Consider the following 23,242-nt stretch of genomic DNA (forward strand, 5'->3'; position numbering starts at 1 on the left):
CATGCGTATAGCAATCATCGGCAGCGGCATTGCAGGGCTATCCTGCGCTCATCTGCTGTCACGCAAGCATGAGGTGACGGTTTTCGAAGCCGAGAAATGGATCGGGGGCCACACGCATACCCTCGATGTGATCTGGCAGGGTGAACGCCATGCAATAGATACCGGCTTCATCGTCTTCAATGACTGGACCTACCCGCACTTCATCCGCTTGCTCGACCACCTGAAGGTCGCCTCACGGCCGACCGAAATGAGTTTCTCGGTGCATGATCCGGTCACTGGCCTGGAATACAACGGGCACGACCTGAATACCCTGTTCGCCCAACGCCGCAACCTGGTGTCCCCGGGGTTCTGGGGGATGCTACGGGATATTCTGCGTTTCAATCGTCAGGCGCTCGCCGACCTGGATAACCAGCGTATCGATGCCAACGCGACCCTGGGCGCTTACCTCCGGGCTCAGCGCTATGGACAGCGCTTCATCGACCATTACATCGTACCGATGGGGTCGGCGATCTGGTCGATGTCCCGCGCGGACATGCTCGGCTTCCCACTTGCGTTCTTTGTGCGGTTTTGTCGCAACCACGGCTTGTTGTCGGTCAACCAACGTCCACAGTGGCGCGTGATCGAAGGGGGTTCGCGCAGCTATGTCAGTCCGCTGTGCCGGCCGTTTGCCGGGCGCATCCGCCTCGACTGCAAGGTTTTCCGGGTCAGCCGCGACGAAGGTGGCGTCACCCTGACGAGCGCTGCCGGTACCGAGCGTTTCGACAATGTGGTGTTCGCCTGCCACAGCGACCAGGCCCTGGCTTTGCTCGAAGCGCCGAGCGTGCAGGAACGGGAAGTGCTCGGCGCCATCGGTTATGCCAGCAACGATGTGGTGCTGCACACCGATACCCGTCTGCTACCCCGCCGCAAGCGCGCCTGGGCCAGCTGGAACTACCGTCTCGGCGGGCCGCAGCAGGCGCCTGCCGCGCTGACCTACAACATGAACATTCTGCAAGGTATCCAGGCACCGACGACCTTCTGCGTGAGCCTCAACCAGACCGCGCTGGTGGATCCGGCGCAGATCATTGCCCGCTTCCAGTACGACCATCCGCAATACAGCCTTGCGGCGTGCGCCGCGCAGGCGCGCCAGGCGCAGCTGCAGGGCCAGCGCCACAGTTACTTCTGCGGCGCCTACTGGGGCAACGGCTTTCACGAAGATGGCGTGGTCAGTGCGTTGAAGGTGGCCGCGCATTTCGGAGAGCACCTGTGAACAGCAGCCTTTGCGTGGGCTGGGTCAGCCACCGGCGCCTGGCGCCGCGCCCCCACGCCTTCCGCTACAGGATCGGCATGTTCTACCTGGACCTGGACGAGCAAGCCTTGCTGACAGGCCTGTCACGCTGGCTGTGGCGCTGGCGCCTGGCGCCGCTGAGCTGGAACCAGGCAGATTACCTGCCAGCCCAGACCCGCCGGGGCGAGTCCCTGGCCCAGGCTGCACGCTTGCTGGTGCGCAGCGCGACGGGAGAAATGCCTGAGGGGCCGGTGCACCTGCTCACGCAATTGCGTTGCTGGGGGCTGTCGTTCAACCCGGTCAGTTTCTATTTCTGCCATGACCGCGACGGACGGCTGACGGCAATCCTGCTGGAGGTGCGAAACACACCATGGCGTGAACGCTTCCATTACGTGCTGCCGGTGCGCGGAAACCTTGCCGAGCCCTTCAGCGTCGCCAAGGCCTTCCATGTGTCGCCGTTCATGCCGCTGCACATGGACTATCGCTTGCGCTTCGCCCTGGACGCTGAACATGTGCGCATCCACATGGAGAACTGGCAAGGCGATAGCAAGGTGTTCGAGGCCGACCTGGCCTTGCAACGCCAGGCGCTGGATAGAGCCGCTGTGCACCGATACGTACTGGCCTTCCCATGGATGAGCCTGCGCACCGTCTCGGCCATTTACTGGCAGGCATTGCGCCTGCTGTTCAAACGCACACCCGTCCATGACCACACGGCCAGCCAGCGTGACCTGGCGCTCGGCCATTCCTGCGAGGACCCTGATGATGTCGAACCCCACCCTGAGCGTTAGCAAGTTCGCAGGCCTCGGGCCATTGTTCGGCGGGCTGGCACGAAATGCCGTGCTCGCCCGGCTGGGCAGGCTGCGCCATGGCCACCTGCGCCTGCTCAGCCACGGGCAGCAGTGGAGTTTCGGTGACGCCCACAGCCCGTTGCAGGCCGAGGTGGAGATCCTTGATGACATCACCTGGGGCCTGATAGCCGGCAATGGCTCGATCGGTGCTGGCGAAGCCTACATTCACGGCTATTGGCGTAGTCCCGACCTGGCACTGGTGACTCGTCTGTTCGTCGCAAACCTTGAGGTACTTGACGCGCTCGAAGGGGGCCTGGCCCGCTTCGGCCGCCCTGCCCTGCGGTTGCAGCACAAACTCAACCGCAACAACAGGCGCGGTGCCCGCCGCAATATTCTGGCGCACTACGATCTGGGCAATGCCCTGTTCGAGCGGCTGCTCGACCCCACCATGATGTATTCGGCAGCTCAGTTCGAACACCCAGGGCAGACACTGGAGCAAGCACAGCTGCACAAGCTGGAGCGCATCTGCCAGAAGCTGGAGCTGAGCCCTGCCGACCACCTGCTGGAGATCGGCTGCGGGTGGGGCAGCCTGGCGATCCACGCCGCCACCCGATATGGCTGCAAGGTCACCACCACCACGCTTTCCGAGGCGCAGTACAGCCATACCCTGCAACGCGTTCAGGCCCTGGGGCTGGAGCAGCGCGTGAAAGTGCTTCGCGAAGACTACCGCGATCTTCAAGGCACCTTCGACAAACTGGTCTCGATCGAGATGATCGAGGCTGTCGGCCACCGTTACCTGCCGGTGTATTTCCGCCAGTGCGCCTCGCTACTCAAGGCCGACGGCCTGATGCTGTTGCAAGCGATCACCATACGCGACCAGCGCTATGAGCAGGCGCGGCGGTCGGTCGATTTCATCCAGCGCTACATCTTCCCCGGTGGCGCCCTGCCTTCGTTGAGCGTGATGCTGGAAACTGCCAGCCGGCACACCGCACTCAACCTCTTGCACATGGAAGATTTCGGCCAGGACTATGCCCACACATTGCGGCATTGGCGAGAGAACCTGCGCCAGGCACGCGCAGCGTTGACGGACCTTGGCTACGACGACATGTTCCAGCGCCTGTGGGAGTTCTACCTGTGTTACTGCCAGGGCGGTTTCGAGGAGCGCACCATCGGTGTCGCGCATCTGCTCTGGGCAGCGCCCCAGGCACGGCGCGCGCCCTTGCCTGGCAGCGCCTGATGAGCCGTGGCTGGCTGCTCGCCAATGCCTTGTGGCTACAGGCTGGCTGGTGGCTATGCGTACTGGGGGCCGAAAAGCCCTTCCTGTCGATGCTGGTGATTGCTGGCCTGGCCGTGCATCTGAGCCTGTGCCCGGCCGTCCACACAGAGGTCAAGGCGCTGTTGCTGGTAACGCCGGTCGGGTGTGTGCTGGATAGCGTGCTGGGCGCGCTGGGCGTGTTCAGCTTCGACACCTGGCCATTGCCGCTGTGGCTTGCGCTGCTGTGGCTGGTACTGGCCAGCGGCATGCGCCACAGCCTGGCATGGGCCGACAGGCACTGTCAGCTCGGTGCACTGCTGGGTGCAGTTGGCGGCCCGCTGGCCTATGTAGGCGGAGCGGGGCTGGCAAATGTCGACTTGCCCATGGGCCCACTGGTAACCGGCCTGCTACTGATGCCGATATGGGCCGTTACCCTCCCCCTGCTTGTGCGCCTTGCGGTGCGGTGCTGACTTGCGGCATCGTTCGGAGCAGTAGCGCACCTGCTCCCAGCAACGTGACCAGCGCTTGCGCCAGTTGAACGGCCGCCCACACACCACGCAGACCTTGCTGGGCAAAAGACCCTTTTTCATATCGGCTGCGCCGCATCGAGTCGCGCCAAAAGTGACTGGCCACGCTGCCAGATGGCATCGCGACGGTCAGCTGACATGCCATCAAGGTTTCGATAGACCAGCGCCAGACGCGGGTTGGCCGAAAGCAGGTGGCGATGACGGATGAGAAAATGCCAGTACAGGGCATTGAACGGGCAGGCGTCCTCCTCGGCCACCTGGTCAACCCTGTAACTGCAGGCCTTGCAATGATCGGACATGCGCTGGATGTAGCGACCGCTGGCGCAGTAAGGCTTGGAGCCCAGGTAGCCGCCGTCGGCGTACATCACCATACCAAGCGTGTTGGGCAGTTCGACCCAGTCGAAGGCGTCCATGTAGACAGCCAGGTACCACTCACAGATTGCGGTGGGCGCGATACCGGCCAACAAGGCGAAGTTGCCGGTGACCATCAGGCGCTGGATATGGTGAGCGTAACCCAGGCGAAGGGTCTGCCCGATGGCCTGCTCCATGCAACGCATGCGGGTGCGACCGGTCCAGTAGAATTCCGGCAACGCTCGCTCGTTACCCAGGTAATTGAGCGCGGCATACTCCGGCATGCGCAGCCAATAGATGCCGCGTACATACTCACGCCAGCCGATCAACTGGCGGATGAAGCCCTCTGCTGCATTGAGCGGTACTCGCCCCTCGCGCCAGGCCTTGTCGACCCCTTCGCATAGAAAACGCACATCAAGAAGCCCGATATTGAGTGCTGCACTGATGCGCGCATGGAACAGGTACGGCTCGCCCTCGGCCATCGCATCCTGGTAGTCACCGAAAGCCGCCAGGCCGAAATCCAGAAAGTGTTGCCAGAGCTGCTGTGCCTCGGCATGGGTCACCGGGTAGTCGAAACCGTCGATGGCTCCGTAGTGGTCGCTGAAGCGTTGCCGTACCAGGGCTATTACTGCAGCTGTGATGTCGTCCTGTGCGAAATGTGCGGCGAAGGGGCCACGTAGCTGGCGAGGCAAGGCCTTGCGGTTGTGGCCATCGAGATTCCAGGTTCCACCTGCCGGGCTGCCGTCAGGCTCCAGCAGCAGGCCGGTGCGCTTGCGCATGCCACGGTAGAAGTGCTCCATGCGCAGTTGGCCGCGCTCCCGGGCCCAGCGCGCGAAAGCTTCGCGAGAGCATAGAAATCGCGTGTCGCGATGCCACACAAGCGGCAGTGCGGCATCGCGCAACGCCTGCTCCAGGCGCCACTCTCCGCACTCGGTCAGGTGAATATGCGTGGCTCCCAGGGCCTGCTGCCAGCGCCGCAACTCGCCAACGATGGTTCCGCTGTTGCCGTCATCATCGAGTTGCACATAATGCACCTGCCAACCGCGCTCGCGCAGTGCCAGTGCGAAGTGCCGCATGGCGCTGAAGATCAGGACGATCTTCAGCGGATGATGCGGCACGTACCTGGCCTCCCCTTCCACTTCCGCCATCAGCACAGCATCGCGGGCAGGATCGAGGGCGTTGAGGCTTGCCAGGTCGAAGGACAGCTGGTCACCCAGTACCAGACCCAGGCGCATCTTCAGGCTACCCCTGGCTGGTCAGCGTTACCGTTATGCAGATTCATGGCATGCCCCCCAGCAGACGCTGACGCAGTTGTTGATCCCTGGCCCGCGGATCGAGCCAGATGGCGAAGAACGCCCGTGCAAAAACGGGGTCGGCGACCGCCCGGCTGAGTTTGCCATCGACGTAGAAGCGGCAGCCCTGCCCCGGCATGTACAAGCCGGTGATGCGCATGCCTGGCCGTACATCCACAAACGCCTGCTGCATGGCTTGGGACCACGCCGCGCGCCGCTGCGGCGTCAGGTTTTCAGGTGCCAGGCGGTACATTTCCTCGAGGCTGGCCTGTACCAGCGTGTCCCTGGACAGGCTTCGGTGATAGGCCAGCTCAAGGGCAAAAGGCCGATTCCAGTCCTGGACCGGACCTGCCGCCCAGAGCTGTGCGGTGTAAAGGCGCAAGCCAAACCAGCTGAACTCACCGACGCCCAGCCGTTGCGCTGCCGGCAGCTCCGCTCGCCAGTCCGCCGCCTCCGACAGGGCAGTCAATAGCAGGCAAAGCCAGGCCCAACGAGTTGTGTGCCCCATACTGACCTCGAGCACGTGAAATACCTGTACAATATTAGCAACTATGTACAGTTTTTTATGAGGTTGTACAACTTTTACTTGCGGGTCTCAGGGCCTTGTTTCGGCAGAGCCAGTGACAGTGGCATACCTGCGTCGGGGCCGGCAAAGGAGGCAGTTCAATGAGCCTTATCAATGACCTTCATACCCCCGCCAACGTGCTGGTCTGCGGAGCCAGCCAGGGGATCGGCCTTGCACTGTGCACACAGATGCTGGCGCGCGACGACATCGGATGGGTGTTTGCCGTCTCGCGACATGCCACCAGCAGCCCTGCGCTGGATGCTTTGTTCGCCGAGCACCCACGACAGTTGGTTCGCATCGACTGCGACGCTTGTTCCGAAGTGGCACTGCAAACACTGGCGGCGCGGGTGGGCGCCTGCTGCAACCACTTGAACCTGGTATTTTGCACGCTTGGCGTGCTGCAAGCGCCACCCGCACGGGCCGAAAAAGCGCTGACACAGGTGGATATGGCGGGGCTGCTGGCCAGCTTCACGACCAACTGTTTCGCCCCTGTCCTGCTGCTCAGGCACTTGCTGCCCTTGTTGCGACAGCAACCGATGACCTATGTGGCGCTGTCGGCGCGGGTCGGGTCGATCAGCGACAATCATCTTGGCGGGTGGTACAGCTATCGCGCCAGCAAGGCCGCGCTCAACCAGCTTCTGCGTACCGCGAGCATCGAGCTCAAGCGACTGAACCCCGCTTCCACGGTACTGTTGCTGCACCCCGGGACCACCGACACCCGCCTTTCCCAACCCTTTCAGGGCAATGTGGCGCCAGGAAAACTGTTCTCGCCGGCGTTTGCAGCGACATGCATTCTAGCGCTGGTAAGCCGACACGGCCCGGAACAGAGTGGTACATTCTGGGCGTGGGACGGGACACCGATTGCCTGGTGACTCCAGAGCCAGCCTGGACTCCCCTCTCAGCTGAATACCCAGAGCACGCGGGTGAGCTTGTCTGTCAGGTTGGCGTAACGAAAGCTCGCGTGGGGTTGCAGCTGAAAACTGTCATTGGCGCGCAGCGTTACCGGCTCGCCGCCATCCAGCCAGACGGTCAGTTCGCCTTCGAGCACGAAGCAGCCCTGCTCCGAGCTGTCGTCCAGGTACTCCTCGCCACTGCTGGCCCCCGGCTCCAGGTGGCTGTCGAGCATGGAGAACGCGCCCGTTATCGTGGGGGATGCCAGCACATCGGTGATGCCACCGGCCAGGTGAAGGGTACGACGCTCGTGAGGGCGGGTGACCCAGTCGAGCTCGCGGGGCTGGTCCAGCTTGTAGAAATAGGCCGTGGAAACGCCGAGCTCTTCGCTGATAGCCGTGAGGTCGGCCACGGTTGGGCGGGATACGCCCCGTTCGACCTGGGACAGAAAGCCCACCGAACGGCCGATGCGCTGCGCCAGTTCGCCCAGTGTCAGGCCCTTGAACTTGCGCAGGTCGCGAATCAGTACGGCCAGGCCTTCGATCTCTTCGTGCACTTTCATGGTTGAATCGCGACTTTCGGATGGGAAAATTGATGCCCTGAAAAGTACATGATTCATTTCACAAAGCAAGATGCTTCGCGGCATTGCAAGATGCCGGCGACGATATGCCTGCGACTTTCTAGCCCAGACTCTAGAAGTTGGTGCGATCCCTGTGGGAGCGGGTTTACCCGCGAACACGGACGAAGTCCGTGCCATCCACCGCGGCGCCTGCTTCGCGGGTAAACCCGCTCCTACAGGTATCAGACCCAGACGCTCAGCGAACAGCCTCGTACGTCAGGTCCAGACACTTGCGGGCTTTTTCCACCAGTTCGTCGATCTCCTCGATGCTGATCACCAGCGGCGGCGCGATGATCATGGTGTCGCCCACGGCACGCATGATCAGGCCGTTGTCGAAGCAGTGCTGGCGACAGATCATGCCGACACCTTTGCCTTCATAGCGCGCGCGGGTGGCCTTGTCCTTCACCAGCTCGATCGCACCGAGCATGCCCAGGCCGCGTACCTCGCCTACCAGCGGGTGGTCAGCCAGCTCGCGCAGGCGTCGTTGCAGGTAAGGCGCGGTCTTGTCGTGCACCTGCTCGATGATCTTTTCGTCACGCAGGATCCGCAGGTTCTCAAGGCCGACCGCAGCCGCCACCGGGTGGCCGGAATAGGTGAAGCCGTGGTTGAAGTCGCCGCCTTCGCTGATGACTTTGGCCACTTCATCTCGCACGATCACGCCGCCCATGGGGATATAGCCGGAGGTAAGGCCCTTGGCGATGGTCATCAGGTCGGGCTTGAGGTCGTAGTAGTCGCTACCGAACCACTCGCCTGTACGGCCGAAGCCGCAGATCACTTCGTCAGCGACGAAGAGGATGTCGTACCTGGCCAGGATCTCCTTCACCTTCGGCCAGTAGGTCTGCGGTGGAATGATCACCCCGCCAGCGCCCTGGATCGGTTCGGCGATGAAGGCGGCAACGTTGTCCACGCCAACTTCGAGGATCTTTTTCTCCAGCTGTTCGGCCGCCCACACGCCGAAGTCGGCCTCGGTCATGTCGCCGCCTTCGCCATACCAGTATGGCTGCGGGATATGCACGATATCCGGGATCAGCCCGCCCTGCTGGTGCATGCCGCTCATGCCGCCCAGGCCCGCGCCGGCCACGGTGGAGCCGTGGTAACCGTTGATGCGGCCGATGATGACCTTCTTGTTCTTCTGGCCCTTGAGCGCCCAGTAATGGCGGACCATGCGCAGCACGGTGTCGTTGCCTTCGGAGCCAGAGCCGGTGAAGAACACGTGAGTCATGCCTTGCGGGGCCACATCGGCGATCGCCTTGGCCAGTTCCAGCGCGGGCGGGTGCGCGGTCTGGAAGAACAGGTTGTAGTACGGCAGCTGCTTCATCTGCTGGCTGGCGACATCGGCCAGCTCATCGCGCCCATAGCCCACCGCCACACACCACAGGCCCGCCATGCCATCGAGAATCTTGTGGCCCTCGCTGTCCCAGAGGTACACACCTTTGGCCGAGGTGATGATGCGCGGACCTTTCTCGGCCAGCTGCCGAACATCGCTGAACGGGGCCAGGTGGTGGTCGCGGCTCATGGCTTGCCAGGCGAGGGTCTGCGAATTCTGCTCACTCATTGACTTCACTCCATCAAGTTGCGCAGCCGTGCTGCGCAGGTACTTTTTTGTAATTGGGAAGGATCGCTGTCAGGCGGACTTCAACAGCATCTGGCGCAATACCGAGCGATGCCGGCAGGCCTTGCCAAAGGACTGGAAGATGGTCAGGTAATGCGGGTTGTCCATGACCTGGTACTCGGGGTGCCATTGCACGGCCAGGGCAAAGCCTTTGCTGTTCTCGACCGAAACAGCTTCCACCAGGCCATCAGGTGCCAGCGCCTCCACCCTCAGCCCGGGGGCCAGTACATCGATGCCCTGGCCGTGGATGGAATTGACATCGATGACCGCTGGCAAACCCATGCGGTCGAGCATGCCGCCGGGCTCTATATGCAGGGCGTGACGCGGGCCGTATTGCTTTTCGATGGGCTCACCCTTGCTTTCGCGGTGGTCCATGAACATGCCGGTCTCATGCACTTTCTGGTGCAAGGTGCCACCCAGCGCCACGTTCATTTCCTGGAAACCACGGCAGATGCCCAGCACCGGCACTCCGGCGGCGATGGCCGCACGCATCAGTGGCAGTGTGGTGGCATCACGCAGCGGATCGTGATGGGTGCCCGCTGCACTAGCCGGTCCGTTGTAGTGCAACGGTTCGATGTTGGACGGCGAACCGGTGAAGATCAGCCCATCCACCACGTCGAGAATATCGGCGCTGTCCATCAGGTCTGCGAGGCTGGGTATCACGATGGGCAGCCCACACGCTGCCTTGGCCGCCGCGCGCGCGTACTTCTCGCTGATGGTCTGGGTTGCATGCAGCTCGATCATGCTGGTGCATGCGGTAATGCCGATAACGGGCACACGTGGCATATCTTCCTCCGGCAAATCCATATTGCGCGTTGTATTGAAACGGTAGAAAGGCAGGGTGCAGCGGCGCTGCCCCGACCCCGGCACCTACAGGAACCAGCGGTATTCGCGGGCATCGATGTGGCGCATGAAGTCCAGTTGCTCCTGGTATTTGTTTTCGCAGTAGACCATCACGAATTCACTGCCCAGGCCCGCGTTGACCTCCGGGTGGTGACGCATGGCGGCCAGGGCACTGAAGGCATCCTTGGGGAACTCGATGCCGCTCTGGCGGTTGTCGTTCAGCGGGGCAATGGGCTCGACGCCACGCTCCAGGCCATGCTCCATCCCGGTCAGGATGGCCGCCAGCACCAGGTACGGGTTGGCATCGGCACCGGCGAGGCGGTGTTCGATGCGCAGGTTGCGCGGGTCGGACTCGGGGATGCGAATACACGCATCGCGATCTTCGAAACCCCAGCTGGCCTTGCTTGCCGCGTTGACCATGGCGCCGTAACGGCGGTAGGCATTGTGGTTCGGGGCGAAGATCGGCATGCAGTGCGGCAGCAGCTCCAGGCACCCTGCCACCGCATGGCGCAGCTTGCGCTGGTCATCGCCGGCGAGGATGTTGTTGCCGGCGTTGTCGTACAGGCTGACGTGCACATGCATGCCGCTGCCCGGCGCATCGAGGTACGGCTTGCTCATGAAACTGGCTCGGTAGCCGTGCTTCATCGCGATCCCGCGGGTACTGCGGCAGAACAGCGCCGACCAGTCCGCCGCGCTCATGGCATCGTCGCTGTGCGAGAAGTTGATCTCGAACTGGCCGGGGCCCAGCTCCGCGGTGATCACGTTCGCCGGCACGCCTTGCTCGTTGGCACCATCGACCATCTCGTGCAGCACCGGTGCAAAGCGCGACAGCCGCTCGATGTGCATGTTCGGCTGGTCGTCGTGGTCGTCGGTCGCCTTGTCGCGTGGGTACTGTGGCAGGCCGTTATCGAGCTTGCGGTCGAACAGGTAGAACTCCAGCTCGAAGGCCACCACCGGGCGAATGCCGCGCCTGGCCAGGCGCTGGATCACCCGGGCCAGCACTTCACGGGGCTCGAACTCGATGGGGTTGGCGGTGCCGTCGGAGGTGATGAGCATCTGCGCGATCGGTTCCTTTTCCCAACGCACCGGCCTGAGGGTACCCGGCACCAGGCGGCGGGCGGCATCCGGGTCGCCGTCGGCGAAGCAGTAGTCACCGATCGGGTAGAGCCCCCCCTGGGTGCCCAGCAACACGCAGTTCTGCGGCAACTTCAGCGGCGCGCCGGCTGCGACTTTTTCCAGCATGTCCATGGGGTAGCGCTTGCCGTAGAAGTGCCCGGGAATATCCAGCGCAATCAGGTCGACATAACGTATTTCTGGGTGTTTCGCTCGGAACGAGCGCACTTCAGTCAGCAGATCCGGAAAGACGACACTCATCTTCTTGTCCTTGTGAGGTGAACGAATTCAGTTGAAGACCCAGAGCACGCGGGTGGTTTTTTCCGTCAGGTTGGCGTAACGGAACTGCGCGTGGGGGTGCAGCTGGAAGCAGTCGTTGGCCTGCAGGGTCACGGCGTCGCCGTGGTCCAGCCAGACCGTGAGTTCGCCTTCGAGTACGAAACAGCCCTGCTCGGATCGGTCGGTCAGGTACAGCTCGCCACTGCTGGCGCCTGGCTCGAGATGGCTGTCGAGCATGGAGAACGCGCCGCCGATGGTGGGCGAAGCCAGCACATCGGTGATGCCCGACTCGAGGTACAGCGTGCGCCGCTCGTGGGGGCGCGTGACCCAGCTGACGCTGCGGGGCTTGCTCAGGTTGTAGAAGTACGCGGTAGATACGCCGAGCGCTTCACTGATGGCGGTGAGATCGGCCACGGTAGGGCGCGAAACACCGCGCTCGACCTGGGACAAGAAGCCCACCGAGCGGTTGATGCGCTCGGCCAGTTCGCCCAGGGTCAGGTTCTTGAATTTGCGCAGGTCGTGAATAAGGATCGCGAGGGCTTCAACCTCTTCGTGCATCTTCATCGTTTGAGACTGCCGTGAAATTTTTAGAGTTATTTTTCATGAAAAATTACATGAAAATTTTCACGAGTCAAGCCGAAGCTGAAAATGGGAAGCCGCGAATGGAGGTGTGGGGGGGCAACAAGTAGCGAAGAGGCGTAACGAGAAAAGTACCTTGAGGCCCTCAGGAAGCGAGGGCCTGCGAACGCTGCCGTACCGGCATTTCATAGCGGTGCGGTTGCTGCCAGGCCAGCTGTGCCTGGACATCGACCGCCGCATCCATCACTTTCTGCGCCCAGTTTTCATCCTTGGGGCACACCACCACCACGCGAAAACCGTGGTCGACGCCTTCCAGCCGCACGCCCTCGGAATCATCGACATGCAGGTCGATATCGAAGGCCGACGGCAACTTGGAAGGCGCATTCTCAAGCCCGTTCACGGCCAGGATATGTTGGTGCCGGTCACTGTTGACCACGCCATCGACGCGGATACCGTAGAGCATCAACCAACGGCGGATGTAGGACGGCGTGCGCCCCGACGAGGTGTAGATCCAGATGCTGCAGCCCTGGCGGCGCAGGTCGCGGATCAGCGAGCGCGTGCCACTGCGCAGGGGTTCACCCAACCAGCGGTGGACGAACGCCGGCAGCTTGCTGTCCTCGGCGGCGGCATGGTCGGCCTGGCAGGCGAGCGTGTCGTCGATATCGAACGAAATGCGTATCTGCGGGCGGTTGAACGTGCGCTCGATGGCTTGCCGCCCGCGTTGGAACAGAGAAGAGCTTTGCATCAGCGGCACCTCTCGCGCGCAGGCATGGATGTGACGCCCAGGAAGAACTTGCCGGGCTCAGGCGCGTGCGCTTCAAGGAAAGCTGCATACTTTTTCTTGATCTTGGGTAGTTCGTACAAAGCCTTGACACCATGCTTGGCAGAGTTGCGTATGACCGAGGATGGGTTGAAGTAACCCTCGGCATTGTCCAGCGACAACACGAATGGCGGTAACCCCGCGCGCATCAGCAGGTAGCTGACAATGAGCGACCCTGTGCGGTTGTTGCCTTCGATGAACAGCTGCGGCTTGCTGAGAATTCGAACGTAGACACCCGCCGCGCGCTTCCAGATCGAATCGCTGCCATACGAGCAATACCAGTTGTAGAGGTCCTTGATGCCGCCCTCCACGTTGTTGAAAAAGTGCGCCTCGGTCGCCGCCAGGTGCGGGGCAAACTCCAGCCTGCGTGCCGGGTCGCTGCCGCACAGCACGGTGGCGTTGATCTCCAGCATCAGGTTCAGTTGCTGAAGGTCGAAAAGGTCGACACCCCGGGCGACATAGTCGTCAATCAGGGCATAGCCTTCAACCACATTCAGCAGCACCTCGTCGGTAAACGGATCGCGCGGTTCGGTGAAATGCTGGCTGAGTTCGGCAAAGCGGGCCTGCACCTCACGCAGTGCGCGCTCTACCGCTGGCAGATCAAGACGACGCGTCGCTGGCATTGGAAATCCCTGGTAACACTTGACGGAAGGTAATGCGGCCGGGTGTTGCAGCCTTCCTGACTGCAACACCCGGCCACCTTGGCACCTGCGGCCTCAGCTGAACTTGCCGCTGATGTAGTCGGCGGTCAGCTGCTCACGCGGGTTCTGGAAAATCTGCGTGGTCGGGCCCATTTCGACCAGGTAACCGGTACGGGTGCCCTTGGAGATGTCGACCGAGAAGAACGCGGTGGTGTCGGCCACACGAATCGCCTGCTGCATGTTGTGGGTCACCAGGGCGATGGTGTAGTCCTTCTTCAACTCGACCATCAGCTCCTCCACCCGGCGGGTGGCAATCGGGTCGAGTGCCGAGCAGGGTTCGTCCAGCAGCAGCACTTCCGGCTCGGTGGCGATGGCGCGGGCGATGCACAGACGCTGTTGCTGGCCACCGGACAGGGCCAGGCCGCTGACTTTGAGCTTGTCCTTCACCTCGTCCCACAGCGCGGCGCCCTGCAGCGCGTGCTTGACGCGGTCGCCGATGTCGCCCTTGTAGCGGTTCAGGCGCAGGCCGAAGGCGACGTTGTCGAAGATGCTCATCGAGAACGGGTTGGGCTGCTGGAACACCATGCCGATGTAGCGGCGCACCACCACAGGGTCGACGCCCTTGCCGTAGACGTCCTGGCCCAGGAAGTGCACATGGCCTTCGAAACGGAAGCCCTTTACCAGGTCGTTCATGCGGTTGAGGCTGCGCAGCACGGTACTCTTGCCGCAGCCGGAAGGCCCGATGAAACCGGTGATCTCGTTCTTGCGGATCGGCACATGGCTGTCGCGAACGGCCATGAAATTGCCGTAGAAGATCTTGTCCAGCTTGCAGTCCATGACGATGGGGGCTTCGCTGACCACGGGAGCGGCTTTTGGCGCAGTGGATACGTTCAAGGTCGGATGCTCCCTTTCTCAATACTTGGGCTTGCCGAATACTCGGCTCAGAATGTTGATTACCAGCACGATCATCACCAGTACCAGCGAGGCCGCCCAGGCGAGCTCGAGCTGGTTGTCGAATGGCATGCCGGAGAAGTTGTAGATCAGTACGGCCAGCGAGGCCGTCGGGTTCATGACTGCCAGGTCGCCGTCATGCAGGATCCAGTAGTTGCTGAACAGCGCGGTGAACAGCAGCGGCGCGGTCTCGCCGGCGGCACGGGCCACGGCCAGCATGACGCCGGTCAGGATGGCCGGCAGGCCGGTGGGCAGGACGATTTTCCAGATCACCTGGGCACGGGTGCAACCCATGCCGTAGGCGGCATCCTTCATGATCTTGGGCACCATCTTCATCGACTCTTCAGCGGTCAGCACGACGATGGGCAGCATCAGTACCGCCAGGGCCACACCACCTGCCGGCGCGGAGTAGGTGCCGGTGGTCATCACCACCAGGGCATAGGCGAATACGCCAGCCAGGATCGACGGCAGGCCGGTGAGCATCTTGGCGGCGAAGCGCGCGGCGTTGGCCAGCTTGCTGTCCGGGCCGAGTTCGGCCAGGAACACCGCGGCCAGGATACCGACCGGGACGGCGATGGCAGCAGCAATGCCGACCATGACGAAAGTACCGGCCATGGCGTTGCCAAAGCCCCCGCCCATCTCGAAGCCGGTGGGTGGCAGCTCGGTGAACACCTCCAGGTTGAGGCGTGCGCCACCGCGAGTGATCAGCATGTACAGCACGGAGATCAGCGGCACGCTGGCCACCAGTGCCGCGAACCATGCCAGCGTGGTCAACAACAGGCTGCGCAGGGAACGGCCTTCCAGCTTGCGCTGCAGGCTGGGCAACGCGTTTGCAGGGGTGGTGAGGTTGGTCATCATTTGTTACCCCGCTGGGCGTAGAGCATGATCATCGAGCCGAGCACGTTCACCAGCAGGGTGATGAACATCAGCACCAGTGCGGCGTACATCAGTACCTCGACCTCGTTCGGGCCGGCCTCCGGGAAGTTCAGGGCCAGCAAGGCCGCCAGCGTGTTGGCCGGGGCGAACAAGGACAGGGAAATGTTGTTGGCATTGCCCACCAGCATGGCCAGCGCCATGGTTTCACCCAGCGCACGGCCCAGGCCGAGCACCAGCGAACCAAAGATACCGGTAGCTGCCGATGGCACCATTACCTTGAGAATGGCCTCCCAGTGGGTGGCGCCCAGGCCGTAGGCGGCCTGCTTGGTCTTCATCGGCACGCTGGTCAGGGCGTCCTGCGAAACGGCGGCGATGGTCGGCAGAATCATGATCGCCAGCACCAGCGCGGCAGGCAGCAGCCCTGGGCCGCTCAGGGAAGTACCAAAAAAGGGAATCCAGCCCAGCTCGCTGTTCAGCCAGGTGGTCAGCGGGCGAATGGCCGGGATGACCACATAGATCCCCCACAGGCCGTAGACGACGCTGGGGATGGCAGCGAGCAGCTCGACGATGGTGCGGAACACCGCCGCCAGCCGGGCCGGGAGGAAGTCCTGGGTCAGGAAGATGGCCATGCTGACGCCGAAGAAACCGGCGATCAACAGGGCGATAAGGGCGCTGTAGAGCGTGCCCCAGATCGCTGGCAGAATACCGTACTTGCCTTGGTTGACGTCCCAGACACTGCCGAACAGCACGTCAAAGCCGTGCTTCTCGATGCCTGGCAGTGCCTTGCGGCCCACTTCGTAGACCAGCGCGAAGACCAGCGCCAGCACCAGCACCACACCGATGCGTGCAAGCGCACGGAAGGTGCGATCAACCAGGAAGTCTTTCGCAGACGGTGGCTGGCACGCGGAGTCGGGGTTAGCCGGGATGGCAAAAGGAGTGTTCATGGGCAAGTTCCGGGACAGAGGGCAAACACACCCGGCATGGCCGCCAGACCACACCGGGAGCGCCTGGGCGTGTTACTGGATGTTGGCGGACGCTTTGCGTACCTGGTCGACAACCGACGCTGGCAGCGGGATGTAGCCCATCGAGTCGGCGATCTTCTGGCCTTCGGTCAGGCTGTATTCGACCATTTCGCGCATGGCCTTGGCCTTGGCCGGGTTACCGTTGTCCTTGCGGAAGATCATCCAGGTGTAGGAGGTGATCGGGTAGGACTTGGCACCGTCCGGGTCAGGCAGCCAGGCCACCAGGTTCTCCGGCATCTTCACCGCAGCCAGCGCCTCGGCACCGCTCTCGGCGTTCGGCACTACGTATTGGCCGGCCTTGTTCTGCAGCTGGGCGAAGTCGACCTTGGCCAGCTTGGCGAAGCCGTATTCGATGTAGCCGATGGCACCTGGGGTCTGGCGGACGGTGGCGGTTACGCCATCGTTCTTCGGCGACTTGATGAACTTGTCGCTGGCCGGCCAGTTGACGGTGTTGCCTTCACCCAGCGCTTGCTTGAAGTCAGCGTTGATGGCCGACAGGTGCTTGGTGAATACCGCAGTGGTGCCGCTGGAGTCGGCACGCACGACCACGGTGATCGGGGTGGCGGGCAGTTTCAGCTCAGGGTTGGCCGCGACGATCTGCGGGTCGTTCCACTGGGTGATCTTGCCGAGGAAGATGTTGGAGTACACATCGCGTGGCAGCTTCAGCCCTTTGGGGTTGCCTGGCAGGTTGTAAGCCAGGACGATTTCACCGGCGGTCATTGGCAGCAACTGCACGCCCTCGCCGACCTTGGCGATTTCTTCGGCTTTCATTGCCGAGTCGCTGGCGGCGAAGTCGACGGTCTTGTTCAGAAAGTCCTGAACACCCGCCCCGCTCCCCTTGGACTGGTAGTCAACGGTGACACCGTCGGTTTCCTTGCTGAAGGCCTTGAACCAGGTCAGGTAGATCGGTGCCGGGAAACTTGCGCCGGAACCGGTCAGGCGGATGTTCTCTGCGGCAAAGGATGCCGAAGTGGCGCAAAGAGAAACGGCAACGGCGAGTGCAGCAGATTTCATCAGGCGTATCATCGAAAAGCGCTCCGTGTGATGGCCGGCACACTTTGCAGCAGCAATGTTACAGCTTTGTGACCGATGAATGGCAGGCCGCACGGTAGAGCCGTCTGGCGGCGCCATCACGGCAACATCAGGGGCCAGAGCCCTGGAGTGGTTCCTGTCTCAACCCTACGGCTTCGATGTGTCGATTGAATGACTGCTTCCGGCAGGCAGCAGGCTTCGTGGCGCCGCTCGTCGATTACCGGGCACTCTGGCGTCGCCGCGGCATTCAACCGCACATGCAAAGCAGACGGGAGTGAGTGCCATGCCACGCGGCGACAAGGACAAATACACCGACAAGCAGAAGCGCAAGGCCGAACACATCGAGGAAAGCTACGAGCAAAAAGGCGTGCCCAAAGAGCAGGCCGAAGCGCGTGCCTGGGCCACCGTGAACAAACAGTCCGGTGGAGGCGAGAAGAAAGGTGGCTCGGGTAAGGCTACATCCTCCAGCGAGAAGAAAACTGCCCGATTGGACTCGGCCAAACGGGCGGCGAAGTCGCGCCAAGGTCATTCCCGCACATCGGGCAGCTCCCTGGAAACCCAGAGCAAGCAAAGCCTGATGAAGGAAGCGCGCAGCAAAAACATCAAAGGGCGCTCCACCATGACCAAGGCACAATTGGTGGAAGCGCTCAAGCACGCATGACCGCAAGCCCTGAACCGGGCGCAATCCCTGTGGGAGCGGGCGTGCCCGCGAAGAACGCAATGTGATGCATGGCACCGGCTACGCCGGTGTCCGCCACAGCATCAACCATTCCCGGCGATATCCGCCGTGTCGGCATCCCGGCAACTGTTGCGGGAAGCGCATACGAATTCCGCCTCGGCACGTGTGGGGTAGTTGAGGGTCAGGCGCAGCTTTTCCTGTGTGTCATAAAGGTCATAGCCCTCCCCTAACGTTGCGGGAAAGCCAAGACTACGCGGGTAAATCTCTTTCTTGAGCGGCACAGCGGGAACCACAACAAAGCGCATCTGCATGATCATCCCCCTCCCGGCAGTCTCTTAGTATTAGTACTGCTACGGGAAAGCATCAAGTTGACTCATGCAAACAATCGCAATAGCCCTGCGAGCCTATCAGCCGAAGTGCTCCCTTGACGCACGTCAAGCCGCTGAGCCGGGCTCGCGCGACGATGGCTGTCAGCAAGGAACGAATCGAAAACCGCCATGCGCATTGTGCTCAAGGCCATCGCCATCGATCACCGTGCGCGGCCTTGGATAAGGAGTCCCACATGAGCCACCTGAACCACGTACTGGTAGCAACCGACCTGTCCACCTCCGCCCGCAACGCGGCAGAGCGCGCTGCGCACCTGAGCAAGGCGCAGCAGGCATCGCTGGACCTGCTGTACGTTGCCAACCCGGCCCCCTTCGAGCGCTTGAAGCAGCTGGTCGCACCTGGTGATGATCTGCTGAAGCGCGTGCTGGATACCGCTGGCGAAAAAATCCGCGCACTGGCTGCAATGCTGTTCCAGCGCCATGACATCGCCGCTGGCGTGCAGGTAGCGCATGGCTCGGTGACCACGGAGATCACCCGTGTGGTGCAGGATAAACGCAGCGACCTGCTGGTATGCGGGGCGAAGGGCCAGAGCGTCGCGCGGCGCCTGCTGCTGGGCTCCACGGTGCAGAAGATGCTGAACCGCATGCCCTGCCCTTTGCTGGTGGTCAAGCAGGCGCCACGCGATGTCTACCGGACCTTGCTGGTTGCAGTTGATTTTTCGCCTTCGTCACTGCGCTCCATCGAACTGGCAAAAGCCATTGCCCCACAGGCCGAGATCATTCTGTTGCATGTTTACGAAGCGCCGTTCGAAGGCAGCATGCGTTTCGCCCACATCGACCATGACACCCTTGCACACTACCGCAATGTCATCCGCAAGGATGCGGTCCAGCAACTCGCGGCCTTGAGCGAAACCGCCGGAGTGGCAGATGCTCGGCAAATCGTGGTGCATGGCGACCCTGCCTGGCGGATTGCCGAGCAGGAACAAGAGCTGGAATGCGACCTGATCGTGGTTGGCAAGCAAGGGGAAAGCGCGCTTGAAGAGCTGCTGATAGGCAGCGTCACCAAGCATGTGCTGAACGAATCCCAGTGCGATGTGCTGGTATCGCCATAGGCCTGTCCTTCGCGGACAAGCGACTCATTGGTTAAGTGAGTTTTTGTAGGAGCAGCCTTGTGCTGCGAAGAGGCCGGGACAAGCAATACAAAGGCCTTGTCAGTACCGGCCTCTTCGCAGCACAAGGCTGCTCCTACAATGGACGCTTCAAACGAGCGATATTTGTTCCCTGCGCTCCATCCAACAGCGGGCGCTCTGCGCAAGGCGTTTCATCGATTGCGCTGATGATTACTATCGAGCGACCCGCATGTTGGCCAGGCGAAACCGCCCCCTATAATCCCCGGCAAATTTCCCCCGCTCCTTGCGCCTGCTTCAGGCGACATCCCTCTCTTGGAATCCAATACCATGCCAAGTGCCAGCCAGGCCCCTCGCGGCCTCCCCGAGCATGATCAACAAAGCGTCAGCCAGCAGTGGCTAGCAATCCTTTCGGTCGCCGTCGGCGCTTTCGCCCTGGTGACCAGCGAGTTCCTGCCGGTGGGCGTACTCAACGATGTTGCCAGCGACCTTGGCATCAGTGCAGGCCACGCCGGCCTGATGGTCACCCTGCCCGGCATCATGGCCGCCCTCGCCGCCCCGCTACTGTCGGTGGGCATTGGCGCTCTGGACCGTCGCTACCTGCTGATCGGGCTGACGCTGATCATGATCATCGCCAACGCGGTGGTGGCCTACGCCAGCGACTTCAACCTGCTGCTGTTCGGCCGCGTGCTGCTGGGCGTGAGTATCGGTGGCTTCTGGGCGACGGCCATTGCCCTCAGCGGCCGCCTGGCGCCAAAGGGCGTGGGCGTAGCCCAGGCCACCTCGATCATCATGGTCGGCGTAACCCTTGCCACCGTGCTGGGCGTGCCGGTAGGCACCTGGTTGAGTGGCCTGATGGGCTGGCGCATGACCTTCCTGATAACCGCTCTACTGGGCATACCGGTGCTGCTGGCGCAGATCCTTTTGCTCCCGCGGCTCAACCCGGACAAAGCCATTCGCATCAGCGACCTGCCGGCCCTGTTCATCAACCCACAGGCGCGGGTTGGCCTGATCGCCGTGTTGCTGATCGGGCTGGCGCACTTTGCCGCGTACACCTATGTCGCCCCCTTCTTCAAGCAAAGCTCCGGCTTCGATGGGCCTACCATTGGCTCGTTGCTGCTGCTTTATGGCGTGGCCGGGGTATTCGGCAATATCTTCGCCGGTTTCGCCGCCAACCGCAGCGTACGTCACACCCTGCTGCTGGTAGCGCTGATGATCGGCACCAGCACTGCCCTGTTCCCTCACTTCGCCACCGGCATGACCGGTGCCGCAATGCTGATCGGGTTGTGGGGCTTCGCCTTCGGCGCGTTCCCGGCCTGCGCCAGTATCTGGATGTTCGTCGTCGCGCCCAAGGATGTCGAACGTGGCATGCCGCTGTTCGTTGCCATGTTTCAGGTGATCATTGCACTGGGCTCGTTCTTCGGCGGTCGGATCGTCGACCAGCTGGGCAGCTCGGTGTTGCTGAGCCTGGCCACGGCCCTGGTGGGTTGCGGTTTCGCTACGGTGCTGGTGCTGGGGCGTAACGTCAGCAACAGCCTGGCGGCGCAACCTGGCTGACCACCCCATCGCCGGCAGGCCAGCTCCCACAGGGACCACGTAAACTCTTGAAGTCTGCGCTGTACCTGTGGGAGCTGGCCGGGACGCAAAGCGGCCCCGAATTGCTTACTGACAGGTATTGGGGCGCTGGCTGATTTTTTACGCTCTTTTTACGACTGAGCCGGCAGACAGAAGGAATACTGGGCGCGCGATGCTCAGGGATGGCATGCATTTATACCCGCCAGTCCAGAGAAACCTTTCGTGAGCCAGTCCACCGTCATCGCAAATCAATCCCTTCCCGCCAAGTCCAACCCTGTCGGCATGCTCGTCGCCGCTGTCGGCGTGGTGTATGGCGACATCGGCACCAGCCCGCTGTACACCCTCAAGGAGGTGTTCGCCGGGCACTATGGCGTACAGGCCAACACCGCTGGCGTACTCGGAGTGCTGTCGCTGGTGTTCTGGTCGTTGCTCTGGGTGGTATCGCTCAAGTACGTACTGTTCATCCTGCGTGCCGACAACCAGGGCGAAGGTGGCATCATGGCCCTGACCGCCCTGGCGCATCGGGCGGCGGCGCCCTACCAGCGCCTGGGCAGGATACTGGTGCTGCTCGGCTTGTTCGGCGCCGCGCTGTTCTATGGCGACAGCATGATCACGCCGGCGATTTCCGTGCTATCGGCCGTCGAGGGCCTGCAACTGGCCTTCGACGGTATCGAGCATTGGGTCGTGCCACTGTCGGTGGTGGTGCTGGTGGCCTTGTTCCTGATCCAGAAGCATGGCACCGCGCGCATCGGCATCCTCTTCGGGCCGATCATGGTGCTGTGGTTCGTCGTGCTGGGTGCACTGGGCCTGCACGGCATCGTCCAGCGCCCGGAGGTGCTGCAGGCACTCAACCCGCTCTGGGCGGTGAAGTTCTTCGTGCTGCACCCGGGCATGGGCGTGGCGATCCTGGGCGCGGTGGTGCTGGCGCTGACCGGCGCCGAAGCGCTCTACGCCGATATGGGGCACTTCGGCCGCAAACCCATCGCCCGGGCCTGGTTCCTGCTGGTGCTGCCCGGCCTGGTACTGAACTACTTCGGCCAGGGCGCACTGATCCTCGGCGACCCGCAGGCAGTGCGCAACCCGTTTTATCTGCTGGCGCCCGAATGGGCCCTGCTGCCCATGGTCGGGCTGGCCATGCTGGCCACCATCATCGCGTCCCAGGCCGTGATTTCCGGTGCGTTCTCGCTGACGCGCCAGGCCATCCAGCTGGGCTACGTACCGCGCATGTTCATCCAGCACACCTCCAGCGAGGAACAGGGGCAGATCTATATCGGTATGGTGAACTGGGCACTGATGGTTGGCGTGGTGCTGCTGGTGGTTGGCTTCGAGTCGTCCGGGGCGCTTGCAGCAGCCTATGGCGTAGCCGTGACCGGGACCATGCTGATCACCACACTGCTGGCTTCTGCAGTGGTGCTGTTGCTGTGGAAGGCACCCCGCTGGCTGGCACTGCCGATGCTGCTGGCATTCCTGCTGGTCGACAGCCTGTATTTCGCCGCCAATGCGCCGAAGATCCTCCAGGGCGGTGCATTTCCGGTGATTGCCGGCCTTGCACTGTTCACCCTGATGACTACCTGGAAGCGCGGGCGACGGATGATCGTCGAGCGGCTGGACGAAAGTTCGCTGCCGCTGGACCTGTTCATTACCAGCCTCAAGGCCCAGCCGCCTCACCGGGTGGGCGGTACTGCCGTATTCCTGTCCGCCAGGCCCGAGGCGGTGCCTCACGCCTTGCTGCACAACCTGCTGCATAACCAGGTACTGCATGAACAGGTGGTGCTGTTGACCGTCGTGTTCGAGGACGAGCCACGGGTCAACGCTGGCAAGCGCTTTGAGGTCGAGGAGTTTGGTGACGGCTTCTTCCGCGTGAGCCTGCATTTCGGCTTCATGGAGGAGCCCGACGTGCCGTTGGCGTTAAGCCGCTGTCAGCGTGCGGACCTTGAGTTCGGCCCCATGCGCACCACTTATTTCCTCAGCCGGGAGACGGTCATTGCAGGCAGGCAGATGGGCATGGCCCGCTGGCGTGAGCACCTTTTTGCCTTCCTGCTGAAGAATGCCAACAGCAACCTGAAGTACTTCAAGCTGCCGCTGAACCGGGTGATCGAGCTTGGCACCCAGGTCGAGATCTGAGCAGTCATGGACCACGATCCTTTTGTCAGGACGACAGAACTTGCAAGGCCGCTGCATGTCTTACCAGCACCTGAGCTCTACCTGCGCC

The 23,242-nt window shown here is 62.3% G+C and carries 24 protein-coding genes; 9 read left to right on the forward strand and 15 right to left on the reverse strand.

Annotated features, from left to right (window positions below; genetic code table 11):
- Position 1: 1 nt before the first annotated feature.
- Genes RR51_RS09245 through RR51_RS09260 form a run of 4 tightly spaced genes read left to right on the forward strand, consistent with a single transcriptional unit; the run spans position 2 to position 3,780 of the window.
- Positions 2 to 1,249 (forward strand): NAD(P)/FAD-dependent oxidoreductase, encoded by a 1,248-nt coding sequence (locus RR51_RS09245; protein ID WP_013972159.1) that lies wholly within the window; start codon positions 2 to 4, stop codon positions 1,247 to 1,249.
- A complete protein-coding gene (locus tag RR51_RS09250; RefSeq protein WP_039613286.1) occupies positions 1,246 to 2,055 on the forward strand; it encodes a DUF1365 domain-containing protein in 810 nt (269 codons plus the stop codon). Before RR51_RS09245 ends, RR51_RS09250 begins: the two co-directional genes overlap by 4 nt.
- Positions 2,030 to 3,292 carry an SAM-dependent methyltransferase gene (locus RR51_RS09255; protein WP_024086828.1) on the forward strand — a complete coding sequence of 421 codons (1,263 nt, stop codon included), beginning with the start codon at positions 2,030 to 2,032 and terminating at the stop codon, positions 3,290 to 3,292. Before RR51_RS09250 ends, RR51_RS09255 begins: the two co-directional genes overlap by 26 nt.
- A complete protein-coding gene (locus tag RR51_RS09260) occupies positions 3,292 to 3,780 on the forward strand; it encodes a DUF2878 domain-containing protein (RefSeq protein ID WP_039613287.1) in 489 nt (162 codons plus the stop codon). The genes RR51_RS09255 and RR51_RS09260 overlap by 1 nt, the downstream gene beginning before the upstream one ends.
- Here the strand turns inward: RR51_RS09260 and RR51_RS31755 are convergent.
- The 3 genes from RR51_RS31755 to RR51_RS09270 are packed head-to-tail and all read right to left on the reverse strand — an operon-like array spanning position 3,718 to position 5,988.
- Positions 3,718 to 3,900 (reverse strand): DUF2256 domain-containing protein, encoded by a 183-nt coding sequence (locus tag RR51_RS31755; RefSeq protein WP_082044671.1) that lies wholly within the window; start codon positions 3,898 to 3,900, stop codon positions 3,718 to 3,720. The two genes, RR51_RS09260 and RR51_RS31755, sit on opposite strands and share 63 nt — an antisense overlap.
- Entirely contained in the window at positions 3,897 to 5,423 is a 1,527-nt protein-coding gene (locus RR51_RS09265; protein WP_039613288.1) for a cryptochrome/photolyase family protein, read from the reverse strand. The genes RR51_RS31755 and RR51_RS09265 overlap by 4 nt, the downstream gene beginning before the upstream one ends.
- Before the next feature lie 43 nt (positions 5,424 to 5,466).
- Entirely contained in the window at positions 5,467 to 5,988 is a 522-nt protein-coding gene (locus tag RR51_RS09270) for a chalcone isomerase family protein (protein ID WP_039613371.1), read from the reverse strand.
- Between the two features lie 158 nt (positions 5,989 to 6,146).
- Here RR51_RS09270 and RR51_RS09275 point away from each other — a divergent pair, with 158 nt between their 5' ends.
- A complete protein-coding gene (locus RR51_RS09275) occupies positions 6,147 to 6,917 on the forward strand; it encodes an SDR family NAD(P)-dependent oxidoreductase (protein ID WP_039613289.1) in 771 nt (256 codons plus the stop codon).
- A 26-nt stretch (positions 6,918 to 6,943) separates the two neighbouring features.
- Here RR51_RS09275 and RR51_RS09280 read toward each other — a convergent pair whose 3' ends face one another.
- The 11 genes from RR51_RS09280 to pstS all read right to left on the reverse strand — a co-directional run bounded on the left by RR51_RS09280 (position 6,944) and on the right by pstS (position 17,317).
- Positions 6,944 to 7,498: a helix-turn-helix domain-containing protein gene (locus tag RR51_RS09280; protein ID WP_013972152.1), complete on the reverse strand. Its 555-nt coding sequence runs from the start codon at positions 7,496 to 7,498 to the stop codon at positions 6,944 to 6,946.
- 253 nt (positions 7,499 to 7,751) lie between these two features.
- On the reverse strand, positions 7,752 to 9,110 hold the full coding sequence (locus RR51_RS09285; protein WP_023661869.1) for an aspartate aminotransferase family protein: 1,359 nt from the start codon (positions 9,108 to 9,110) through the stop codon (positions 7,752 to 7,754).
- Between the two features lie 69 nt (positions 9,111 to 9,179).
- Positions 9,180 to 9,953 carry a gamma-glutamyl-gamma-aminobutyrate hydrolase family protein gene (locus RR51_RS09290; protein ID WP_039613290.1) on the reverse strand — a complete coding sequence of 258 codons (774 nt, stop codon included), beginning with the start codon at positions 9,951 to 9,953 and terminating at the stop codon, positions 9,180 to 9,182.
- A gap of 84 nt (positions 9,954 to 10,037) precedes the next feature.
- On the reverse strand, positions 10,038 to 11,384 hold the full coding sequence (locus tag RR51_RS09295; protein WP_039613291.1) for a glutamine synthetase family protein: 1,347 nt from the start codon (positions 11,382 to 11,384) through the stop codon (positions 10,038 to 10,040).
- Between the two features lie 27 nt (positions 11,385 to 11,411).
- Positions 11,412 to 11,966 (reverse strand): helix-turn-helix domain-containing protein, encoded by a 555-nt coding sequence (locus RR51_RS09300; protein WP_013972148.1) that lies wholly within the window; start codon positions 11,964 to 11,966, stop codon positions 11,412 to 11,414.
- Between the two features lie 160 nt (positions 11,967 to 12,126).
- Complete coding sequence (locus RR51_RS09305; RefSeq protein ID WP_039613292.1) at positions 12,127 to 12,726, reverse strand: hypothetical protein; 600 nt, start codon at positions 12,724 to 12,726, stop codon at positions 12,127 to 12,129.
- Entirely contained in the window at positions 12,726 to 13,424 is a 699-nt protein-coding gene (locus RR51_RS09310; RefSeq protein WP_015270024.1) for a hypothetical protein, read from the reverse strand. Before RR51_RS09310 ends, RR51_RS09305 begins: the two co-directional genes overlap by 1 nt.
- Positions 13,425 to 13,517: 93 nt before the next feature.
- Positions 13,518 to 14,279 (reverse strand): phosphate ABC transporter ATP-binding protein PstB, encoded by a 762-nt coding sequence (gene pstB / locus RR51_RS09315; protein WP_031324478.1) that lies wholly within the window; start codon positions 14,277 to 14,279, stop codon positions 13,518 to 13,520.
- 75 nt (positions 14,280 to 14,354) lie between these two features.
- Positions 14,355 to 15,248 carry a phosphate ABC transporter permease PstA gene (pstA, locus tag RR51_RS09320; RefSeq protein ID WP_023661149.1) on the reverse strand — a complete coding sequence of 298 codons (894 nt, stop codon included), beginning with the start codon at positions 15,246 to 15,248 and terminating at the stop codon, positions 14,355 to 14,357.
- Positions 15,248 to 16,213, reverse strand: coding sequence for a phosphate ABC transporter permease subunit PstC (pstC, locus tag RR51_RS09325; protein ID WP_013972145.1), 966 nt, complete (start codon positions 16,211 to 16,213; stop codon positions 15,248 to 15,250). The genes pstA and pstC overlap by 1 nt, the downstream gene beginning before the upstream one ends.
- Before the next feature lie 72 nt (positions 16,214 to 16,285).
- A complete protein-coding gene (gene pstS, locus RR51_RS09330; RefSeq protein WP_003259756.1) occupies positions 16,286 to 17,317 on the reverse strand; it encodes a phosphate ABC transporter substrate-binding protein PstS in 1,032 nt (343 codons plus the stop codon).
- 289 nt (positions 17,318 to 17,606) lie between these two features.
- Between pstS and RR51_RS09335 the strand changes: the two genes are divergently transcribed.
- Positions 17,607 to 17,984, forward strand: a complete 378-nt coding sequence (locus RR51_RS09335; protein WP_039613293.1) for a hypothetical protein — start codon at positions 17,607 to 17,609, stop codon at positions 17,982 to 17,984.
- 101 nt (positions 17,985 to 18,085) lie between these two features.
- Here RR51_RS09335 and RR51_RS09340 read toward each other — a convergent pair whose 3' ends face one another.
- Positions 18,086 to 18,319, reverse strand: coding sequence for a hypothetical protein (locus RR51_RS09340; RefSeq protein ID WP_003259758.1), 234 nt, complete (start codon positions 18,317 to 18,319; stop codon positions 18,086 to 18,088).
- Positions 18,320 to 18,564: 245 nt separating this feature from the next.
- Between RR51_RS09340 and RR51_RS09345 the strand changes: the two genes are divergently transcribed.
- The 3 genes from RR51_RS09345 to RR51_RS09355 all read left to right on the forward strand — a co-directional run bounded on the left by RR51_RS09345 (position 18,565) and on the right by RR51_RS09355 (position 23,154).
- The gene (locus RR51_RS09345) at positions 18,565 to 19,440 is read left to right on the forward strand and encodes a universal stress protein (protein WP_039613294.1); all 876 of its coding nucleotides are present in this window, start codon (positions 18,565 to 18,567) and stop codon (positions 19,438 to 19,440) included.
- Positions 19,441 to 19,785: 345 nt separating this feature from the next.
- Positions 19,786 to 21,012 (forward strand): MFS transporter, encoded by a 1,227-nt coding sequence (locus tag RR51_RS09350; protein WP_013972141.1) that lies wholly within the window; start codon positions 19,786 to 19,788, stop codon positions 21,010 to 21,012.
- A gap of 300 nt (positions 21,013 to 21,312) precedes the next feature.
- A complete protein-coding gene (locus RR51_RS09355) occupies positions 21,313 to 23,154 on the forward strand; it encodes a potassium transporter Kup (protein WP_082044672.1) in 1,842 nt (613 codons plus the stop codon).
- Positions 23,155 to 23,242 lie beyond the last annotated feature (88 nt).

Origin of the sequence: Pseudomonas sp. C5pp (genome assembly GCF_000814065.1) — a bacterium.
GTDB classification, from domain to species: domain Bacteria; phylum Pseudomonadota; class Gammaproteobacteria; order Pseudomonadales; family Pseudomonadaceae; genus Aquipseudomonas; species Aquipseudomonas asiatica.

Coding starts and splice junctions, on each gene's coding strand:
- RR51_RS09245 (WP_013972159.1), top strand. CDS start 2: ATGCGTATAGCAATCATCGGCAGCGGCATTGCAGGGCTATCCTGCGCT.
- RR51_RS09255 (WP_024086828.1), top strand. CDS start 2,030: ATGTCGAACCCCACCCTGAGCGTTAGCAAGTTCGCAGGCCTCGGGCCA.
- RR51_RS09260 (WP_039613287.1), top strand. CDS start 3,292: ATGAGCCGTGGCTGGCTGCTCGCCAATGCCTTGTGGCTACAGGCTGGC.
- RR51_RS31755 (WP_082044671.1), bottom strand. CDS start 3,900: ATGAAAAAGGGTCTTTTGCCCAGCAAGGTCTGCGTGGTGTGTGGGCGG.
- RR51_RS09265 (WP_039613288.1), bottom strand. CDS start 5,423: ATGCGCCTGGGTCTGGTACTGGGTGACCAGCTGTCCTTCGACCTGGCA.
- RR51_RS09270 (WP_039613371.1), bottom strand. CDS start 5,988: ATGGGGCACACAACTCGTTGGGCCTGGCTTTGCCTGCTATTGACTGCC.
- RR51_RS09275 (WP_039613289.1), top strand. CDS start 6,147: ATGAGCCTTATCAATGACCTTCATACCCCCGCCAACGTGCTGGTCTGC.
- RR51_RS09280 (WP_013972152.1), bottom strand. CDS start 7,498: ATGAAAGTGCACGAAGAGATCGAAGGCCTGGCCGTACTGATTCGCGAC.
- RR51_RS09285 (WP_023661869.1), bottom strand. CDS start 9,110: ATGAGTGAGCAGAATTCGCAGACCCTCGCCTGGCAAGCCATGAGCCGC.
- RR51_RS09290 (WP_039613290.1), bottom strand. CDS start 9,953: ATGCCACGTGTGCCCGTTATCGGCATTACCGCATGCACCAGCATGATC.
- RR51_RS09295 (WP_039613291.1), bottom strand. CDS start 11,384: ATGAGTGTCGTCTTTCCGGATCTGCTGACTGAAGTGCGCTCGTTCCGA.
- RR51_RS09300 (WP_013972148.1), bottom strand. CDS start 11,966: ATGAAGATGCACGAAGAGGTTGAAGCCCTCGCGATCCTTATTCACGAC.
- RR51_RS09305 (WP_039613292.1), bottom strand. CDS start 12,726: ATGCAAAGCTCTTCTCTGTTCCAACGCGGGCGGCAAGCCATCGAGCGC.
- RR51_RS09310 (WP_015270024.1), bottom strand. CDS start 13,424: ATGCCAGCGACGCGTCGTCTTGATCTGCCAGCGGTAGAGCGCGCACTG.
- pstB (WP_031324478.1), bottom strand. CDS start 14,279: ATGGACTGCAAGCTGGACAAGATCTTCTACGGCAATTTCATGGCCGTT.
- pstA (WP_023661149.1), bottom strand. CDS start 15,248: ATGACCAACCTCACCACCCCTGCAAACGCGTTGCCCAGCCTGCAGCGC.
- pstC (WP_013972145.1), bottom strand. CDS start 16,213: ATGAACACTCCTTTTGCCATCCCGGCTAACCCCGACTCCGCGTGCCAG.
- pstS (WP_003259756.1), bottom strand. CDS start 17,317: ATGATACGCCTGATGAAATCTGCTGCACTCGCCGTTGCCGTTTCTCTT.
- RR51_RS09335 (WP_039613293.1), top strand. CDS start 17,607: ATGCCACGCGGCGACAAGGACAAATACACCGACAAGCAGAAGCGCAAG.
- RR51_RS09340 (WP_003259758.1), bottom strand. CDS start 18,319: ATGATCATGCAGATGCGCTTTGTTGTGGTTCCCGCTGTGCCGCTCAAG.
- RR51_RS09345 (WP_039613294.1), top strand. CDS start 18,565: ATGAGCCACCTGAACCACGTACTGGTAGCAACCGACCTGTCCACCTCC.
- RR51_RS09350 (WP_013972141.1), top strand. CDS start 19,786: ATGCCAAGTGCCAGCCAGGCCCCTCGCGGCCTCCCCGAGCATGATCAA.
- RR51_RS09355 (WP_082044672.1), top strand. CDS start 21,313: ATGCTCGTCGCCGCTGTCGGCGTGGTGTATGGCGACATCGGCACCAGC.